Annotated in this window: 15 protein-coding genes; 1 reads left to right on the plus strand and 14 read right to left on the minus strand. The window is 37.6% G+C overall.

From position 1 onward, the window contains the following. Window positions 1–203: 203 nt before the first annotated feature. Window positions 204–1406, minus strand: a complete 1203-nt coding sequence (locus tag ACFSR0_RS02415) for a peptidoglycan bridge formation glycyltransferase FemA/FemB family protein (RefSeq protein WP_379979548.1) — start codon at window positions 1404–1406, stop codon at window positions 204–206. Between the two features lie 157 nt (window positions 1407–1563). Here ACFSR0_RS02415 and helD point away from each other — a divergent pair, with 157 nt between their 5' ends. Beyond that, the gene (gene helD, locus ACFSR0_RS02420; protein ID WP_379979550.1) at window positions 1564–3837 is read left to right on the plus strand and encodes an RNA polymerase recycling motor HelD; all 2274 of its coding nucleotides are present in this window, start codon (window positions 1564–1566) and stop codon (window positions 3835–3837) included. Between the two features lie 59 nt (window positions 3838–3896). On the opposite strand, the gene budA is transcribed toward helD, so the two are convergent. The 13 genes from budA to ACFSR0_RS02485 all read right to left on the minus strand — a co-directional run bounded on the left by budA (window position 3897) and on the right by ACFSR0_RS02485 (window position 15217). After that, window positions 3897–4598 carry an acetolactate decarboxylase gene (gene budA / locus ACFSR0_RS02425; RefSeq protein WP_379979552.1) on the minus strand — a complete coding sequence of 234 codons (702 nt, stop codon included), beginning with the start codon at window positions 4596–4598 and terminating at the stop codon, window positions 3897–3899. 15 nt (window positions 4599–4613) lie between these two features. Continuing rightward, on the minus strand, window positions 4614–6278 hold the full coding sequence (gene alsS / locus ACFSR0_RS02430; RefSeq protein WP_379979554.1) for an acetolactate synthase AlsS: 1665 nt from the start codon (window positions 6276–6278) through the stop codon (window positions 4614–4616). Between the two features lie 234 nt (window positions 6279–6512). Then, entirely contained in the window at window positions 6513–7196 is a 684-nt protein-coding gene (locus tag ACFSR0_RS02435) for a hypothetical protein (protein WP_379979556.1), read from the minus strand. 103 nt (window positions 7197–7299) lie between these two features. After that, the gene (locus tag ACFSR0_RS02440) at window positions 7300–8022 is read right to left on the minus strand and encodes a YebC/PmpR family DNA-binding transcriptional regulator (RefSeq protein ID WP_379979558.1); all 723 of its coding nucleotides are present in this window, start codon (window positions 8020–8022) and stop codon (window positions 7300–7302) included. A gap of 90 nt (window positions 8023–8112) precedes the next feature. Then, window positions 8113–9279 carry a nucleotidyltransferase gene (locus tag ACFSR0_RS02445; RefSeq protein ID WP_379979560.1) on the minus strand — a complete coding sequence of 389 codons (1167 nt, stop codon included), beginning with the start codon at window positions 9277–9279 and terminating at the stop codon, window positions 8113–8115. Window positions 9280–9365: 86 nt separating this feature from the next. Then, window positions 9366–10094 (minus strand): class I SAM-dependent DNA methyltransferase, encoded by a 729-nt coding sequence (locus ACFSR0_RS02450; protein ID WP_379979562.1) that lies wholly within the window; start codon window positions 10092–10094, stop codon window positions 9366–9368. Beyond that, on the minus strand, window positions 10094–10435 hold the full coding sequence (gene rsfS, locus ACFSR0_RS02455; protein WP_379979730.1) for a ribosome silencing factor: 342 nt from the start codon (window positions 10433–10435) through the stop codon (window positions 10094–10096). The genes ACFSR0_RS02450 and rsfS overlap by 1 nt, the downstream gene beginning before the upstream one ends. 31 nt (window positions 10436–10466) lie before the next feature. Further along, window positions 10467–10997, minus strand: a complete 531-nt coding sequence (gene yqeK, locus ACFSR0_RS02460; RefSeq protein WP_379979732.1) for a bis(5'-nucleosyl)-tetraphosphatase (symmetrical) YqeK — start codon at window positions 10995–10997, stop codon at window positions 10467–10469. Window positions 10998–11052: 55 nt separating this feature from the next. After that, a complete protein-coding gene (locus tag ACFSR0_RS02465; RefSeq protein ID WP_379979564.1) occupies window positions 11053–11688 on the minus strand; it encodes a nicotinate-nucleotide adenylyltransferase in 636 nt (211 codons plus the stop codon). A gap of 11 nt (window positions 11689–11699) precedes the next feature. Next, entirely contained in the window at window positions 11700–12011 is a 312-nt protein-coding gene (gene yhbY, locus ACFSR0_RS02470) for a ribosome assembly RNA-binding protein YhbY (RefSeq protein ID WP_379979566.1), read from the minus strand. A gap of 12 nt (window positions 12012–12023) precedes the next feature. Continuing rightward, window positions 12024–13133: a ribosome biogenesis GTPase YqeH gene (gene yqeH / locus ACFSR0_RS02475; protein WP_379979568.1), complete on the minus strand. Its 1110-nt coding sequence runs from the start codon at window positions 13131–13133 to the stop codon at window positions 12024–12026. Continuing rightward, window positions 13130–13657: a YqeG family HAD IIIA-type phosphatase gene (locus ACFSR0_RS02480; RefSeq protein ID WP_379979570.1), complete on the minus strand. Its 528-nt coding sequence runs from the start codon at window positions 13655–13657 to the stop codon at window positions 13130–13132. Before ACFSR0_RS02480 ends, yqeH begins: the two co-directional genes overlap by 4 nt. A gap of 87 nt (window positions 13658–13744) precedes the next feature. Continuing rightward, window positions 13745–15217 (minus strand): amidase, encoded by a 1473-nt coding sequence (locus ACFSR0_RS02485; protein ID WP_379979572.1) that lies wholly within the window; start codon window positions 15215–15217, stop codon window positions 13745–13747. Window positions 15218–15258 lie beyond the last annotated feature (41 nt).

Consider the following 15258-nt stretch of genomic DNA (forward strand, 5'->3'; position numbering starts at 1 on the left):
CCGCAGTTGGTTTTCTTCTAAGAGTGTTTCAGCCAAGCACTCTCTCTCTTTTGGAAGACTCTCAAAATTGGTTGTCTTTCTCATCAATCTTTATGGCTCTATTTAACCATTAAATAAAATGAAATGCAAGAAAAAATGTATCAAACCTGATACTTATCGATTGATGCCCCACTTAATTGGAATCAATACGCCTAGGTTGTTAGCTATATTTTCATCTTTAACATATAGGCTTTCTTCACTAATTTGTAAAGAAGCCAGTTTGATGTACGTAAATTAAATTCCCCAGAATACTCATAAATGGATGGTTGAAAATTTTTCTTAAATTGAATAAGCCCATCATTTAAATGACCGTCAATCCCACCCAAGTTGCAGAGCTTATACCCCATTTTACCTGACTGGCTAATGGATTCAAACCAAGTAAGATATGCAGGCATATAATGTTTAAAGGTTTCATCCATTCCTGCATATAATAACTCACATGTATCTCCATACGGAACAGTCAAGGTTCCACTAATGTATTGTTCTTGCTCTCCGTGGGCTGCAATATCTTTGGTAAGTTGTTGTAATTCTTTGGTGAGACTTGCTGATGTTTCAAGTAATTTGTTCTTCTTTTTCTTTTGATTGCTATCTAGCTGATCAAGCGTCGCTTTCACTTCAGACAATTGACGCTCAACTTCGTCTTTACGTTTCCCAGGATGAATCTTTCCTAACATTAGGAAAGCATTTGGGTACACTGCTAGTAACTTACGAAAATAGTCTTCATTTCTCAAAGAAATCCCTTTTCTTTGCTCGGTTTTTTTCATTAATTCAGCAAAAATCCCAATTTTTTCAATCCCCTGCTTCTCTATGACTACGCCCCGTTTTTTGGCTGTTTGCACCCCTTGTCGACCCTTTTTTGACAAACAACTTAACTGGTAGTCTTCACAATTGACAACTGCTTGAAACCTCGGTTGAATGGTTGCATGCAAATCCAAAGTCAAAGGCTCTTGCTCAAACCCAGCGGCAATCAGTAACTGTACCTTATCTTCATTCAAAATACTTGCCTGCTCTTCTTCACCATAGAAAAATACCTTTCTTAGAACGGGCGGGTCCATCCGTACAAACACCGCATGATGTTGTTTGGCAATGATTTTCAACTGTTTTGTGAAACCGTTAATTGTCTCTTTATCAAAAGAAAGTATTGGGCCTTTCGGAATATAGAAAAAAGAACGTTGCAACGGTAATTTTTTTTTCAAAATGAGCACGGTCCCAATCAGTTGCTTGTTCGCATAAAAACCAAAAGGAAGACTTTCCCAACTATTCTTAATCTCCCCCCATTGATAGGATTGAAGAATAGTCGCCTGTTCCAAATGATGATGATAGCTGTTAAACTCTTTTTCACTGACACTTTTTAGCTCATAATTCACAAAACATTCCTCCCAAACATGCGAAATCAAACAAGCCCTATATTAAAAGAGAAGCTCGTTAATGTCAAACAAAGCAAAAAAGTTTCTTTCTAAATCGAGTGGGTTTTTCTTAAAAATATGCTATACTTTTAAAGCATCTTTTAAGGAGGTTTTGTCCATGAATGAACGAGCATATGAACGTCATCATCTAAATGAAGTCCTACAATTCATTCGCAAAGAAGAAGAGTTACTTCAAAAACAACAACAACAACTAACAACTAGTATGCAAACAAAAGTAAAGGAATTAACTGAAAATAAAATCAATACTGGAAATGAAGAAGCCTTTTACGAATCTGTTATTGCGTATCGCGAGCAAGAAAAAGAACTCCAACTGACTTATCAAACAACCGAAGCAAAACAAAAAAGGTTGGTCACTCTCGCAACCATGAAAAACACTCCTTATTTTGCGAGAATTGATTTTTCTGAAGGGAATGACGTCCAAGAAACTCTCTATTTAGGAATCGCTTCATTAAGGAATCCTAGTGATGAGCCAATAATTGTCGACTGGCGAGCCCCCATTGCCAATCTTTATTACGAAGGAGAATTAGGTTCTACTTATTATGAAACCGATCATGAGCGCTTTGAAGTTTTTTTATCGCTCAAACGACAGTTTAAAATTCAGGACGGCTCCCTCATTTCAATGGTTGACACATCAGAAGCAATTAATGATGAGTTTTTATTAGAAATTTTAGATGAAGCATCGACATCACAAATGAAAAATATTGTTGCCACTATTCAAAAAAGCCAAAATGAAATCATCCGAGATACCGACAACCGAATTGTCTTGATTGAAGGAATCGCTGGTAGTGGCAAAACGTCCGCCCTATTGCAACGAATTGCTTTTTTGCTTTATCGACATCGTAAATGGCTCAAGGATTCGCAAGTCTTACTTTTCAGCCCAAATCATTTGTTTTCTGATTATATTTCTATGGTTCTACCCTCACTCGGCGAAAGTGAAATCCCTACAAAAACCTTTTATCAATTTCTAAATGAACTTCTTCCTAATTATACATTAAAGCAAAAGGATACTCAGGAAGAAAGTTTTTTGACCGGCGACGAAAATCAGATTGAAACAGTGAAAAATGGGTTATCAATTTTAAAAAAAATTGATCCTTATGTACAAAGTATCCAACCGATTGGACCTCTTTTCCGTAGTTTGCGTCTCCAAGGAAAGGTCTACATTGATAAAAAACTCATTCGTCAATGGTACTTACAAACAAATGATCTTTTGCCACTTTATCAACGGACTCAACTTTTGCAGGAGAAACTCCTCAAAAAATTGGGTGGACTAGTTAATGATGAAATGAAACAAACCTGGGTGAAAGAACTAGCCGATGAGAAGCTAATTCAATATATGAAGGAACATCCTCATCAGGAATATACAGAAGCCTCTGAAAAAACGCTTCTGAAAAAAATCAAAAAATCCATTGTTAAGAATAAATTTGCAGCAATGAAACGATCAATCATGGCCTTTCGTTTTGTGAATTTACCCATGCAGTACATTCATTTTTTACAGCAGGTTGCACCGACCATACTTATGGAAACTACAATCTCTGAAAAACAGTGGCAACAACATCTTGCTCAACTAAAAAATGATTTTCGCAATAAAATAATTCCTGTTGAAGATGGCATCCTTTTGTTTTTGTTAACGAAAGCTATCTATCCAGTTGATATTTCCCAAAAAGCAAGATTTATTTTCATTGATGAAATGCAGGATTTTCCACCTGCTCAAGTAGCACTCTTAAAAGAACTCTATCCCGATGCTTCAATAACCTTATGTGGTGATTTAAATCAAAAAGTTTTAGGAAATGATACGATTGTGACACACTTAAAAGAATTGTTTCCAAATCAATATGTCAAACAATACCAACTGACCACTAGTTATCGATCCACTGCTGAGATAACAGCTGTCGCGAATCAGTTTTTATCACAAGAAGACACGGTAAAACTGACCGCCCGTAATGGGGAAAAACCAATGATTTATGTCGGCTCACTAGCGGCCCAACATGCGCTACTAAGTCAAATCATCACTAAAATCCAAGAAAAACCGTCTCATCATCGCACAGCGATTATCACCAAAACCATTCAGGAAGCAATTCAGTTACATGAAAAACTAGCTGAAGCGACAAAACAATATGTTCAGTTAATTGCTTCTGAAGATACCTTTATGAAACGATCAATCATGATTATTCCAGCTTTTTTGGCCAAAGGATTAGAATTCGATGAAGTTTACGTTTGGAACGTATCAACGAATTTTCAAACGGCTCACGATCAACTAATCTTGTATACGATGGTTAGCCGCGCAATGCATCAGTTGACAATTTTTAGCGATGGACAATCCCCGTTTTTACAACAAGTTTCAAAAGAACTAGTCAATGTCGAAACAATCTAAAAAAACTGCTCCAATCGAAAGAGGATACCTTCTTATCCCCTTTGATTGGAGCAGTCTTTTTATTCAGAAATACTTATTTCTTCGGCAATATTTGAATAATCAAAATCTGAATCCAAAAATTCAGCTTCTTTAGGAAAATCCTGAATTAAATCTGCATAGTCTTGAATTTCAATTTTTACATCCTTGACAGTATAATCCAAAATATGTCCCCCAAATTGATGATCGTCAGAAATGAAATGTACGTGGAAACCAGCAACTGATGTTCCATGAAATAAAGCGGGTGAATAAAACCCAACAACAGTTCCTTTAATTTCTTCTGCATAAAAATTAGGTTGATCAACTTCTGAAAAGCGGATATAAGGTGGTTCTTGTTTCGGCATTGCCCGGGTGTGCATTTTCTTAAATACTCCAGTAATTTTTACACCAGCAAACAAATTTTTACTACGCATTTTTGCTAAAACAAGTTTTTCAACTGCCTCACTGCCCAATTCTTTGGAAACTGTTATTGTATGATTGGCATGAAAATGAGCAATGGCGCCGTAAGGTAATTTTTCAGCTCCCATTAAGTGAATCACTTCGCCAGAAGCACTCACCTTATACGCTTGTCCATTTAGAATGATTAATTCACCATCCACGCCATCCATTGTTCCTATGCCAAAATCGCCATGCTTTAAAAAATCATTAATGGTATCTGTGCCATCCATCGCTCCTGCCATCAAAGAGCCAATTGTACCATATTGGTATAAAGAATTTTTCGACATTCTTTTCACTCCTCTTTAATAAAATTGGTCTGGCAACATTGCTTCGCCAAGTTCTTCATTGGCAGAATAATCCACAGGAATATCAATAATCACTGGACCATCTGTCGCAAATCCTTCTTGAATAGCTTTGCTTAATTCTTCCTTGTTTGTTGCTCGTAATCCCTTTGCTCCAAATGCTTCCGCGTATTTAACAAAATCAACTGGTCCAAAATTAACCCCTGAAGAACGATCGTATTTCATTACTTCTTGAAATTCAACCATATTATACCGGCCATCATTCCAAATTAAATGAACAATTTTTAATTTTTTGCGAACAGCTGTTTCTAAATCTTGCGCTGAAAACAAGAAACCACCATCCCCAGAAACGGAGACAATTTGGGTATTTGGTCGAACCAAAGCGGCTCCAATCGCCCAAGGTAAAGCCACTCCCAACGTTTGCATACCATTACTGAACAACAATTTACGTGGTTCATAACTTCTAAAATGACGAGCCATCCAAATATAGTGACTGCCCACATCGACAGTAACCGTCATTTCATCTGTTACAGCATTTTGTAAGGTTTCAATAATTTCAAGTGGGTGCAATAACCCTTCTTTTTTGTTATCTGGAATTTCATCACGTTCCACCAATTTGTGCTGTAACTCCGCAAGGTATTCTTGCGAATCCTTTGGTAGATGATAAGTTGAAATTTCATTTGTTAATAAATCTAGTGTATCAGCAATGCTACCAATTAGTTCTCTTTCTGGCTGCATGTAAGGATCAATCTCAGCGGGAATTTTGTCAATAACAATGATTCGAGCATCCTTTTCAGCATTCCAATTACGCGCTTCATATTCAATTGGATCATACCCCACGGCGATCACTAAATCACTACGTTTTAATAACATATCCCCCAATTGATTTCGGAAAAGTCCTACCCGCCCAAAAAAGCGGTCTTCTAACTGTCTTGAAATTACGCCTGCCGCTTGAAATGTTTCAACAACCGGTAGTTTTGCTGATGAAACCAATCTACGAATTGCATCACTTTCAGCCTGACTTGATCCTCTCATACCGACTAGTAACACAGGAAGTTTGGCTTCTTTGATTCGTTTTACTAAATAAGCAATATCTTCTTTAGAAGCAGATCCTAATCGAGGTTTACTTAACGGCCGAATGCTTTCTCCTTTTACAGGGGCATCTACCACGTCTTGGGGAATACTGATAAAACTTGCACCTTTTTTATTGGTTCGAGCATTACGATACGCGTTAGCAATGACTTCCGAAATCGTTTCAGGGTCTTGAATCTCTGCGCTGTATTTGGTAATTGGTTTAAACAGTGCGGCATTGTCCATACTTTGGTGAGTTAATTTCAACAGGTCGCTACGTTTGACTTGACCAGCAATCGCTAGCACTGGATCGCCTTCTGCTGTAGCAGTGACTAGTCCTGTTGCTAAATTGCTTGCACCCGGACCACTTGTCGCAATCACGACCCCTGGTTTGCCCGTAATTCTTCCTACAGCTTGTGCCATAAAAGCTGCATTCTGTTCATGACGAGTCACAATTAATTCCGGTCCCTTATCTTCTAGTGTATCAAATACACGATCGATTTTAGCTCCTGGTATGCCAAATACGTACTCAACATCATGATTAATTAGACTATCGACAACCATATCTGATCCATGTTTTACAACATCAGACATCTGTAACACTTCTTTCTTTTATTGTTATATTTTTATAAATATTTAAGAATAAAAAGCTATCAAATAGCTATTCATCTGTTTCAATAAAAGGAGTATAACACACCAAAAAGAAAATGTTTAGTATTTTGTTTCAGAAAATATTTATTTTTTTCATTCAAAAAAAAGACTAATCCAGAAAGTAGCACCCCTCAAAAGTTGACCTTTTTTGGGGGACTACGGAAACTGTCAGTCTTTTTAATCCACACTATTTTTTGCCGGTAACGAAAATAATTGCTTGTCAGGATATTTTTTTTGAATAATCGCCAAAACTAGTTGTAACTCTGTGCGTTCACGATCATTTTCAATATCCAAAATCATACTATGACGCCCCTTGTGCCCATTATCTAGTAAATGTGACTCACGATTCCAAATTAAAAATTCATCAAATGAAGTCATCTTACTAACAGGAAAACTGGCAACATCAATAATTTCAGCTAAACGAAACGCTAGGTAACCAGCATCAATCACAAATAACTCACTTTCAGCATAGGAATACTTATTTTTCATAGAATCAATAATGACTGTTTTTCGATTGTATTGCAATTCCCAATCCAACAACTGAATAAACGAAGGGAATCGATAGGATTCTTGAAAAAGAATATAAGATTCGGGTGAATGGCGAAAAACCAAGGGTATTAAATAACGTGATCGATAGATTAACATTGGCACACGGTAAAATTCACACGGTAAATAACGATTAATAAAACAATTCCCAGAAAAATCATCAATCTTATAGCCAGTAATTCCTAGATAATGGTATTTTTCTGCAATTTTGGAACAATCGGCGACCGAAACGGCCACTTCTGTCAATTTGTCAAATCCGCTTAAAATGCGATTGAAAGGCTGTAACTGAATGGCATCTCCGAACAATTGATTCACCCTCTTCAAAACACTTGTTTTGTCTATCATAACACATTTCATTTTTTTGAAAAATAAAAAAATAACAAAGAGCCCTTAAAATCAAGGCCCTTTGTTATTACTATTATTCTTCGTCTAAGTTAACATTATGATAAATGTTTTGGACATCTTCTAAATCATCTAAAACGCCAATCATTTTTTCAAATTTCTCTAAGTCATCTCCAGAAAGTGTCACTTCATTTTGTGGAATCATTTGCATTTCAGCGATGGTAAAATTCGTAATTCCTTTTTCATTCAATGCTTCTTGGATGCTATGAAAATCTTCAGGTTCGCCATAAACAAATATTTGATCTTCTTCAGCTGCTACATCTCGAACATCAATTTCTTTTTCCATCAAATATTCAAGAATTTCATCTGCATCTTCCCCAGCAAATCCAAATAGCGCTGTGTTATCAAACATATAAGAAACAGCCCCAGAAACGCCCATATTTCCTCCATTTTTTCCAAACGCTGCTCGAACATCCGCAGCGGTCCGATTGACATTATTTGTTAATGTATCCACGATGACCATTGACCCATTTGGTCCAAATCCCTCATAGCGTAGTTCTGAAAACTGCTCATCTCCTGAACCCTTTGCTTTTTCAATTGCTCGATCAATGATATGTTTTGGTACATTATATGTTTTCGCACGTTCAATAACAAATCTCAATTTTTGGTTGGCATGAGGATCAGGATCACCAGATTTCGCTGCCGCATAGATTTCAATACCAAACTTGGCATATATTTTACTATTGTTCGCGTCTTTCGCAGTCTTTTTTGCTACGATATTTGCCCATTTACGACCCATATTTTCACTTCGCTTTCAGTTTTTTCGTTCCATTTTAGGAAAACGTCGTTCCTATTATACTTGGCTTATGTCCACTTGTGAAGCATTTTGTTAGGATTTATCAATCAAATACGCATAGCGCCCAAAATTTTGTTCTTTTATTTGGGGATTCAAAAGTTGGTATAAACGATCAGCCTTTAATGTCATTGGATAAATTTCTGCTTCTTTTTTGGCAAAACGTGCAACAACAGGTTTTTTTTGAATCAGTTTACTTGCCAAAAATGCCTGTCCTTTTTTATTGTAGGCTAGCGGTCGGATAGCCGTTTGTTGCCATTGTGTTGCCATTTGTTCCTCTGAAATATTTAACAACGTGTATAAACAAAGTCTTTGAATTCTCGGTTTTACGTAGCGCTTGGATATGGTCTTAGAAATAAACTCTGAAAAGCTATGGCTTTCATTGGCTTTTTTTTTCATTCGATACTCCATACCATTAACCATCTGATACACTTGCTGTAGTTGGAAAATACTATCCATTTGTAAACGGTATTTCAAAAAAGGCCAAATTTCTTCCCAGTCAATGAAAGGCTCACTTGCAAGCAAATCCGCTGTTTGCATCGAAACAAACTCGTGAATGTTTTGCCCTTTTCGGATTGCTTGTCGAATGGCAGTTGCGCTTGCAATCGTTCCTTGCAGATCCGTAGAATGATAACTTGCTGTTTTTCTTGCAACTGAAACGAGTTTCATTGGTTCACGCAATTCTGCGTTTTCCTTTGCATAACTTAATGCTAACATGTGATTTGGTTGATTTTCTTCAAATTGAATATCTGGCAGATTTTCCGATAGACTAATCATCATTTTTTGTGCGTAAGATAGACGTTGATCCGTTAGTTTTTTTAGTGTTTCATTTATCTTGAGTTGGTTTTCAAGATACTGTTGTCCAAACTGTTGATAGTCAAAATCATCCCCGTAATCCGAACCAAAACATAAGCTAGTGCATTGCAAATCTGAAAGAATTTTTACCGCCCCTTTCGCAAAAAAATCAGCTGATTGTACAGCCCATTCAAATGGCAATTCGACAACTAAATCCACTCCATTCGCGACTGCAGCTTGTGCCCGGTGCCACTTGTCAATGATTGCAGGTTCCCCTCTTTGAAGAAAATTTCCTGACATAACTGCAACAATAACATCCGCTTGCGTTTGCTCTCGAGCCCTTTGCACGTGATAGGCATGACCATTATGAAAAGGATTGTATTCAGCAACAATGCCACAAATTTTCACCGTTTTCCCTCCTCATTGAAATACATTTCAAAAAAGCTGAACCCAAGCGTTCAGCTAAACATGACTAATTCTTTTTCTCTAAAACATTATTTTTGGCAAACAAAAAACCAACGTCGACTTTTTTCATTGGGTTCACTGTCGATAAAATCCGCATAGACCTCAATTGAAGAAAAGCCTGCATTTTCAAGCATGCGAAGATAAGTTTCCAATTCATAGGTTCGTTCTTTATGCAATTCGTCCACACGATCAAACTTGCCATCTTCATTTTGAACAAAGAAAGTCAGAAAATGTTCGATACTATGTAATGCATCGCCTTCATAACTGTCCCATAAAAATGCAAAATCATCCGTTTGATAATGATAGCTATAATTGGGAAAAACTTCATCTACTTGATAGATAGAATGAACATCAAATAGAAACCGTCCTTGATCAGCCAAAATTTGATACACCCCATCGAAAACTTGCTGAACTTCCTCTTCTTTTTTCATGTAGCAAAGAGAGTCAGAGAAACAAGTAATGGCCTGATAGCTACCGACATTGGTTAAATCGAGCATGTCTCCTTCAACAAATTGGATTGTCACTTCTTGCTCAATGGCTCGTTGCGATGCAATCATCAACATTTCTTCCGATAAATCCAAGGCAGTAACCTCATAGTGATGGCGAGCAAATTCAACAGCCAGGGCCCCTGTTCCACAAGCTAGTTCTAGAATTTGTTTGCGATTCCCTAAGTGTCTTTCTGCAAATTCAAACCATCGTTGATACAAATGGCTATCCATCACTTCATCATAAACAAATGCAAATGTTTCATAGGCCATTAGTCATCAATCCATTCAGTAATATTCAATAGTGGTGCATTAGACCAAAGTTTTTCCAAATTATAAAACGAGCGTTCCGAATGACTGAATACGTGCACAATAACATCTCCTAAATCGATTAAAATCCATTTAGCTGAATCTTTTCCTTCGATTTGTTTGATTTGTACGTTTGCTTCACTTTCCTTATCGATAATTGTATCCGCAATTGCTTGAATTTGACGCTCATTATTTCCTGAACAAATCATAAAGTAATCAGCCAGAAGCGAAACTTCTTTTACATTTAAAACCAAAATATCTTCTGCTCTTTTCGAATCAGCGGCTCTCACGGCTAATTCGACCATTTTTTCACTTGTAATCATAAATCCTCCTATATTACTGTGCTTTTGCAACCCAGCGATTATATGTTTCGATTGTTTTCGGGTAAATCTTGCTTTCTTTTTCAACTAAGAAAACAAGTGTATGCTTTGTTTCATAAGCAACTGCATCATCTAGATTAAGCATGGCAATTTCTCGTGCTTCTTTCACTCCAGGAAAGACTCTCCCCGGTTCAATGAAATCGGCAACATAAAGAACTTTATCCAATGGAGACATGTCTGCTGCCCCAGTTGTATGGACCGAGATTGCCTGAAAAATCTCTGGATCATCAATGCCAAGTTCTTTTTTTACAATATACGCACCCACAACGCCATGCCAAATTGCATTGTTCCATTCTTTTAAAGCTGGATCCAACTTTTCCTCATCAATCACTGCAAAAAAAGTATCGCGCGAGCGTTCTTTTGCATAATCATGCGTTAAAGCCGCAATACTTGCTTTCGTAGCGGAGACACCATATTTTTCAGCTAAAGCAATGGCTGCTTTTTCAACCCCAAGAACATGTCTAAAGCGTTTTTCACTTATTTGCATTTGTACTCGTTGGATCAAATCTTCACGGGCTGCTTCTGTGTAATCCGAAACGTAATCAATCAAGATAAAGACCTTCTTTTTCAATATATTTTTGGACATCTGCTGTTAGAAAATAATTAGTCGAGCAACCTTCTTTTACTTTTTTACGTATAAAACTGGAACTAATGTCAATCAATGGCACATCAATCCAGATAATGGGATAAGGTGACTCGGTTGGGTAACCCGAACGCTTCACTCCAACGAAACGAATCATCTGACTCAATTTTTCAATATTATACCATTTGGGTAAATAGGCAACCATATCTCCGCCAATAATAAAATAGTAGTCCGTATCAGGATTCATTTCGATTAAAGTTTTCATCGTCTCGTAGGTATAACTTTTGCCCCCTCGAACCAACTCAATTGTCTCAATTTCCAGTAAAGGGTTGGTTTGAATGGCCAACTCAATCATTTTTTGCCGATGTATTCCAGCAATAGTGTCTTTTTGATCAATATGTGGTGGTTCACTTTCAGGCATCAGATAAACCTTATCTAACCCTAGTGCATGCCCAACTTGATCAGCAAGCGTCAAATGGGCAAGATGAATAGGATTAAAATTGCCACCTAATATCCCAACCTGTTTCCTTTGAGATTGATTAGGTGAAAAAGGAAGTGTCTGAATTTGATTATTTTTTTCCAAGCGTACAGTCATTGTAAGTCCCCCTACAGTTTTGTTAGCTCGCTTGAAAAGACTTGGTTTTTCTGTTTTGAAGAAGCCTTATAAACGACCAAAACACGGCCAATAATTTGGACAACGGAACAGCCAACCTTCTCTTCAAGGACTTCAGCAACCTCACTTGCCTCTTCGTCTGTATTTTGCAAGAGTGATATTTTCAATAACTCTCTTTTTTCAAGTGCTTCACCTATTTGAATCAGCATAGCATCGTTTATACCACCTTTCCCAATCTGAAAGATAGGGTTTAGATGATGTGCTTTGCTACGTAAAAATCTTTTTTGCTTTCCAGTTAAATTCATAATAATCTCCCTTTAAATCAATGCTTTGCGAATTTCAACGCTGACGCCTTTTGGTGCCCAACCTGCGATGACTCCAGGCTTAGTAATCGTAATCCATCCCAAACCGGCAAACACAAGATCCGATCGTTCCTTAATTGAGAATTCAAAACGTACCAGCTCAGGAAAATCGGCAAGTTCTTCGGTTGTCGGCGGTTGCAAAAGTTCCCCTACATGTTTTTGATAAAATGAATCGGCATTGTCTAATTTTGTCCGATGAATCAATAGCTCATTAGCCAAATAAACAGTAAACGAGCTCTTTTCTCCTTGAATAAAATCAAACCGCGCAATCCCTCCAAAAAATAAGGTTTGCCTTGGTTGCAATTGGTAGGTTTTGGGTTTAATTTCCTTTTGTGGTGCAACTAATTTCAGATCTTTTTTCCCTAGATAGTGAGCCATTTGATGCCGATGAATAATCCCAGGGGTATCAATCATTACCGCACCATCATCTAAAGGAATTTCAATTTTATCCAACGTTGTACCAGGAAAACGAGAAGTGGTGATTAATTCTTTGACGCCAGTAGCTTGCTTGATAATTTGATTAATCAATGTTGATTTTCCAACATTCGTCACTCCGACAATATAGACATCCCGTCCTTTGCGATACTGCTCAATAATTGTTAATAATTGCGCAATATCTTGACTCTTTTTCGCACTAGTCAAAAGAACTTCAATTGGCCTTAAGCCTTGTTCAAAAGCTCTTTCTTTCATCCATTGAATCATTTTCGGCTTCTTTAGTGATTTAGGAAGAACATCTACTTTGTTGCCAACCATGATAATTGGATTGTCACCCACAAATCGGTGCAAACCAGGAATCAATGAGCCGTTGAAATCAAAAATATCGACTACATTGACAATTAAAGCATCGGTTTTGCCAATTTCGTTTAGTAATTGCAAAAAGTCATTATCCGTCAAGGCAACATCTTGGATTTCATTATAATGCCGTAACCGAAAACACCGTTGACAATATAATTCCTCATTCGCTAGCCCTTTTTCAAACGCAGCCTGAGGAGTATAACCAATTTTATCTGAGTCTGTGGTTTGAATTTCTACGCCACATCCTATACAATGCCAATGCTCGTTCATTTTATTTCTCCTTGCCATATCATATCAGGATTCTTTTTTTGTAAATAGCTCATAATTCTACGTTCACAAAAACGATTAAATTGAGTTTTCCAACTATCGGTTTGGACAATTGGCTTTACCAGAATACTACGAATGCCCACACGATGGGCAGCCCGAATATCTGTCATAATTTGGTCACCAACCATAACTACTTCATCTTTAGACAAGTCTAGCCGATGAACGCCTTCGCGAATGCCTTTTCCCAAAGGTTTCAGCGCGCGTGCAACAAAATCAACCTCAAACTTATCGACAGCCAGACGTACACGATGATGATTATTATTGGAAATAACGATAACAGGAATGCCGGCTTCTTGTAGGTTTTTTAGCCAGTTTTTCAATTCATCGGTTCCATCAGGATTGTTCCATGCAATTAGTGTATTATCTAAATCCGTCAGCACCCCTTTAATTCCATGCTTTGCTAATTGCTCAGGTGTGATTTGATAGATGGCATCTACCATCCAGGTTGGTTTAAATTTTGAAAACATATATACTCCTCTATCCAAAAAATGAAGGAGTACAACTGTACTCCTCATTGATTGATTATACATGATTTTTTGTTAAAATAAAAGATTTCAAGAGGATGAGCCAAGCTGAATGGTTGGATGGAGAAATTCAAATGCACCCGCACTCTCTAATTCATACCCTAACTGAAATAACAAATCTTCCCGCCCTTTGGCTGATTGCAATTGAATACCAAGTGGTAAGCCTTCTTTGGAACGTCCTACTGGTAAGCTAATGGCCGGCTGACCTGTTAGATTCGCTAGTTGAGTATAAGGCGTCAAATGCAAACTTTTTTCAAACATTTGATATACCACTTCCTCCGTTTGCGAAAAAGGAAGATCAGCAATGACCTGCAATTGGTTTCTTATTGCATCACTTTGCAAATCATCTGTCAGTTTTGGTGCAATCGTTGTCGAGGTTGGGGATAATAAAACATCATACTTTTGGAAGAAAGTCTCCATTTGAACGGCTGCTTTATCCCAGACATTTAGGGATTCCACATAGTCTGCTGCATACATTTTCTTACCAGATTGATAAATGCCCCAAGTCATAAGTTCCATATCCTCAATTGTCAGTTTTCGATTGAACTGCTTTTCAACAGATGCAAACATTGCTGCCGTATCAGCACCATTCATGCGATAATAGGCCTGAATCAATTGTTTTCCATCAATCGGATAACTTATTTCATCTACTTCATGTTTGTTTTGAATAAGAAGATCAATTGTTTTTTGGACAGTCTGCTTTGCATCTTCACTTACCCTATTGCCGATTGGTGAAGCAGTAAAAAAACCAATTTTTAATTTTTTCCCACTGGTTGCTTGGTTTTGTGACCATTCTGCATAAGGTGCTTGGTAAGGGGATTGATTTGTTTTATCCCGTAAAGCATAGAATAGTTTTTCTGTGTCACGCATGGAACGAGTTAACGCAAAACTAACAGAAGCACCTTGCCACGATCGATAGTCACCTGGCCCAACTGGCATCACCCCTCGACTAGGTTTTAATCCAATTAACCCAGTAAAAGAAGCGGGAATTCGTATTGATCCCCCACCATCACTGGCAGTAGCTATCGGAAACATTCCTGAGGCAACCGCCGCTGCTGCACCACCACTTGATCCACCAGGTGAATAACTTAGATTCCAAGGATTCTTAGTTTCTCCATATAGTTGGGGATCCGTCACATTCTTAAACCCAAACTCTGGTGCATTGGTTTGCCCTAGAGGGACAAAGCCAAGTGTTTCCAATCTATTGACAAATTGACTGGTTGAATAAGAATGTACAGATTCGAATAATTTAGAACTTGCCGTTGCCGGCCAGCCTTTTTTCGTATGACCAAGCATCTTTAAGGGAATTGGTAACCCCGCAAAAGGGAGGGTTTCCCAGTCGGTATCCATTAGTTGTTTCTTATATTCTTCTCCATCATATGTAACCAAGGAATTGAGTAGGGGATTTTGCACTGCAATGGTTTTACCCCATTCATCAATCAGTTCATTGTGACTGATTTTTTTTGTTTTAAGCAAATTTACCCATGATAATGTATCGTACATACGTTCACCTTTCTAAAAAAACCATTGAAAAATTTAAAGCG

Origin of the sequence: Enterococcus camelliae, assembly GCF_042685105.1 — a bacterium.
Classification (GTDB): domain Bacteria; phylum Bacillota; class Bacilli; order Lactobacillales; family Enterococcaceae; genus Enterococcus_G; species Enterococcus_G camelliae.

Bases quoted from the DNA above. Each gene is read 5' to 3' on its own strand.
- ACFSR0_RS02480 (WP_379979570.1), bottom strand. From the start codon at position 13,657: ATGTTTTCAAAATTTAAACCAACCTGGATGGTAGATGCCATCTATCAA.
- ACFSR0_RS02485 (WP_379979572.1), bottom strand. From the start codon at position 15,217: ATGTACGATACATTATCATGGGTAAATTTGCTTAAAACAAAAAAAATC.
- ACFSR0_RS02465 (WP_379979564.1), bottom strand. From the start codon at position 11,688: ATGACTGTACGCTTGGAAAAAAATAATCAAATTCAGACACTTCCTTTT.
- alsS (WP_379979554.1), bottom strand. From the start codon at position 6,278: ATGTCTGATGTTGTAAAACATGGATCAGATATGGTTGTCGATAGTCTA.
- yhbY (WP_379979566.1), bottom strand. From the start codon at position 12,011: ATGAATTTAACTGGAAAGCAAAAAAGATTTTTACGTAGCAAAGCACAT.
- rsfS (WP_379979730.1), bottom strand. From the start codon at position 10,435: ATGGTCGAATTAGCCGTGAGAGCCGCTGATTCGAAAAGAGCAGAAGAT.
- ACFSR0_RS02450 (WP_379979562.1), bottom strand. From the start codon at position 10,094: ATGGCCTATGAAACATTTGCATTTGTTTATGATGAAGTGATGGATAGC.
- helD (WP_379979550.1), top strand. From the start codon at position 1,564: ATGAATGAACGAGCATATGAACGTCATCATCTAAATGAAGTCCTACAA.
- ACFSR0_RS02440 (WP_379979558.1), bottom strand. From the start codon at position 8,022: ATGGGTCGTAAATGGGCAAATATCGTAGCAAAAAAGACTGCGAAAGAC.
- yqeH (WP_379979568.1), bottom strand. From the start codon at position 13,133: ATGAACGAGCATTGGCATTGTATAGGATGTGGCGTAGAAATTCAAACC.
- yqeK (WP_379979732.1), bottom strand. From the start codon at position 10,997: ATGCAAATAAGTGAAAAACGCTTTAGACATGTTCTTGGGGTTGAAAAA.
- budA (WP_379979552.1), bottom strand. From the start codon at position 4,598: ATGTCGAAAAATTCTTTATACCAATATGGTACAATTGGCTCTTTGATG.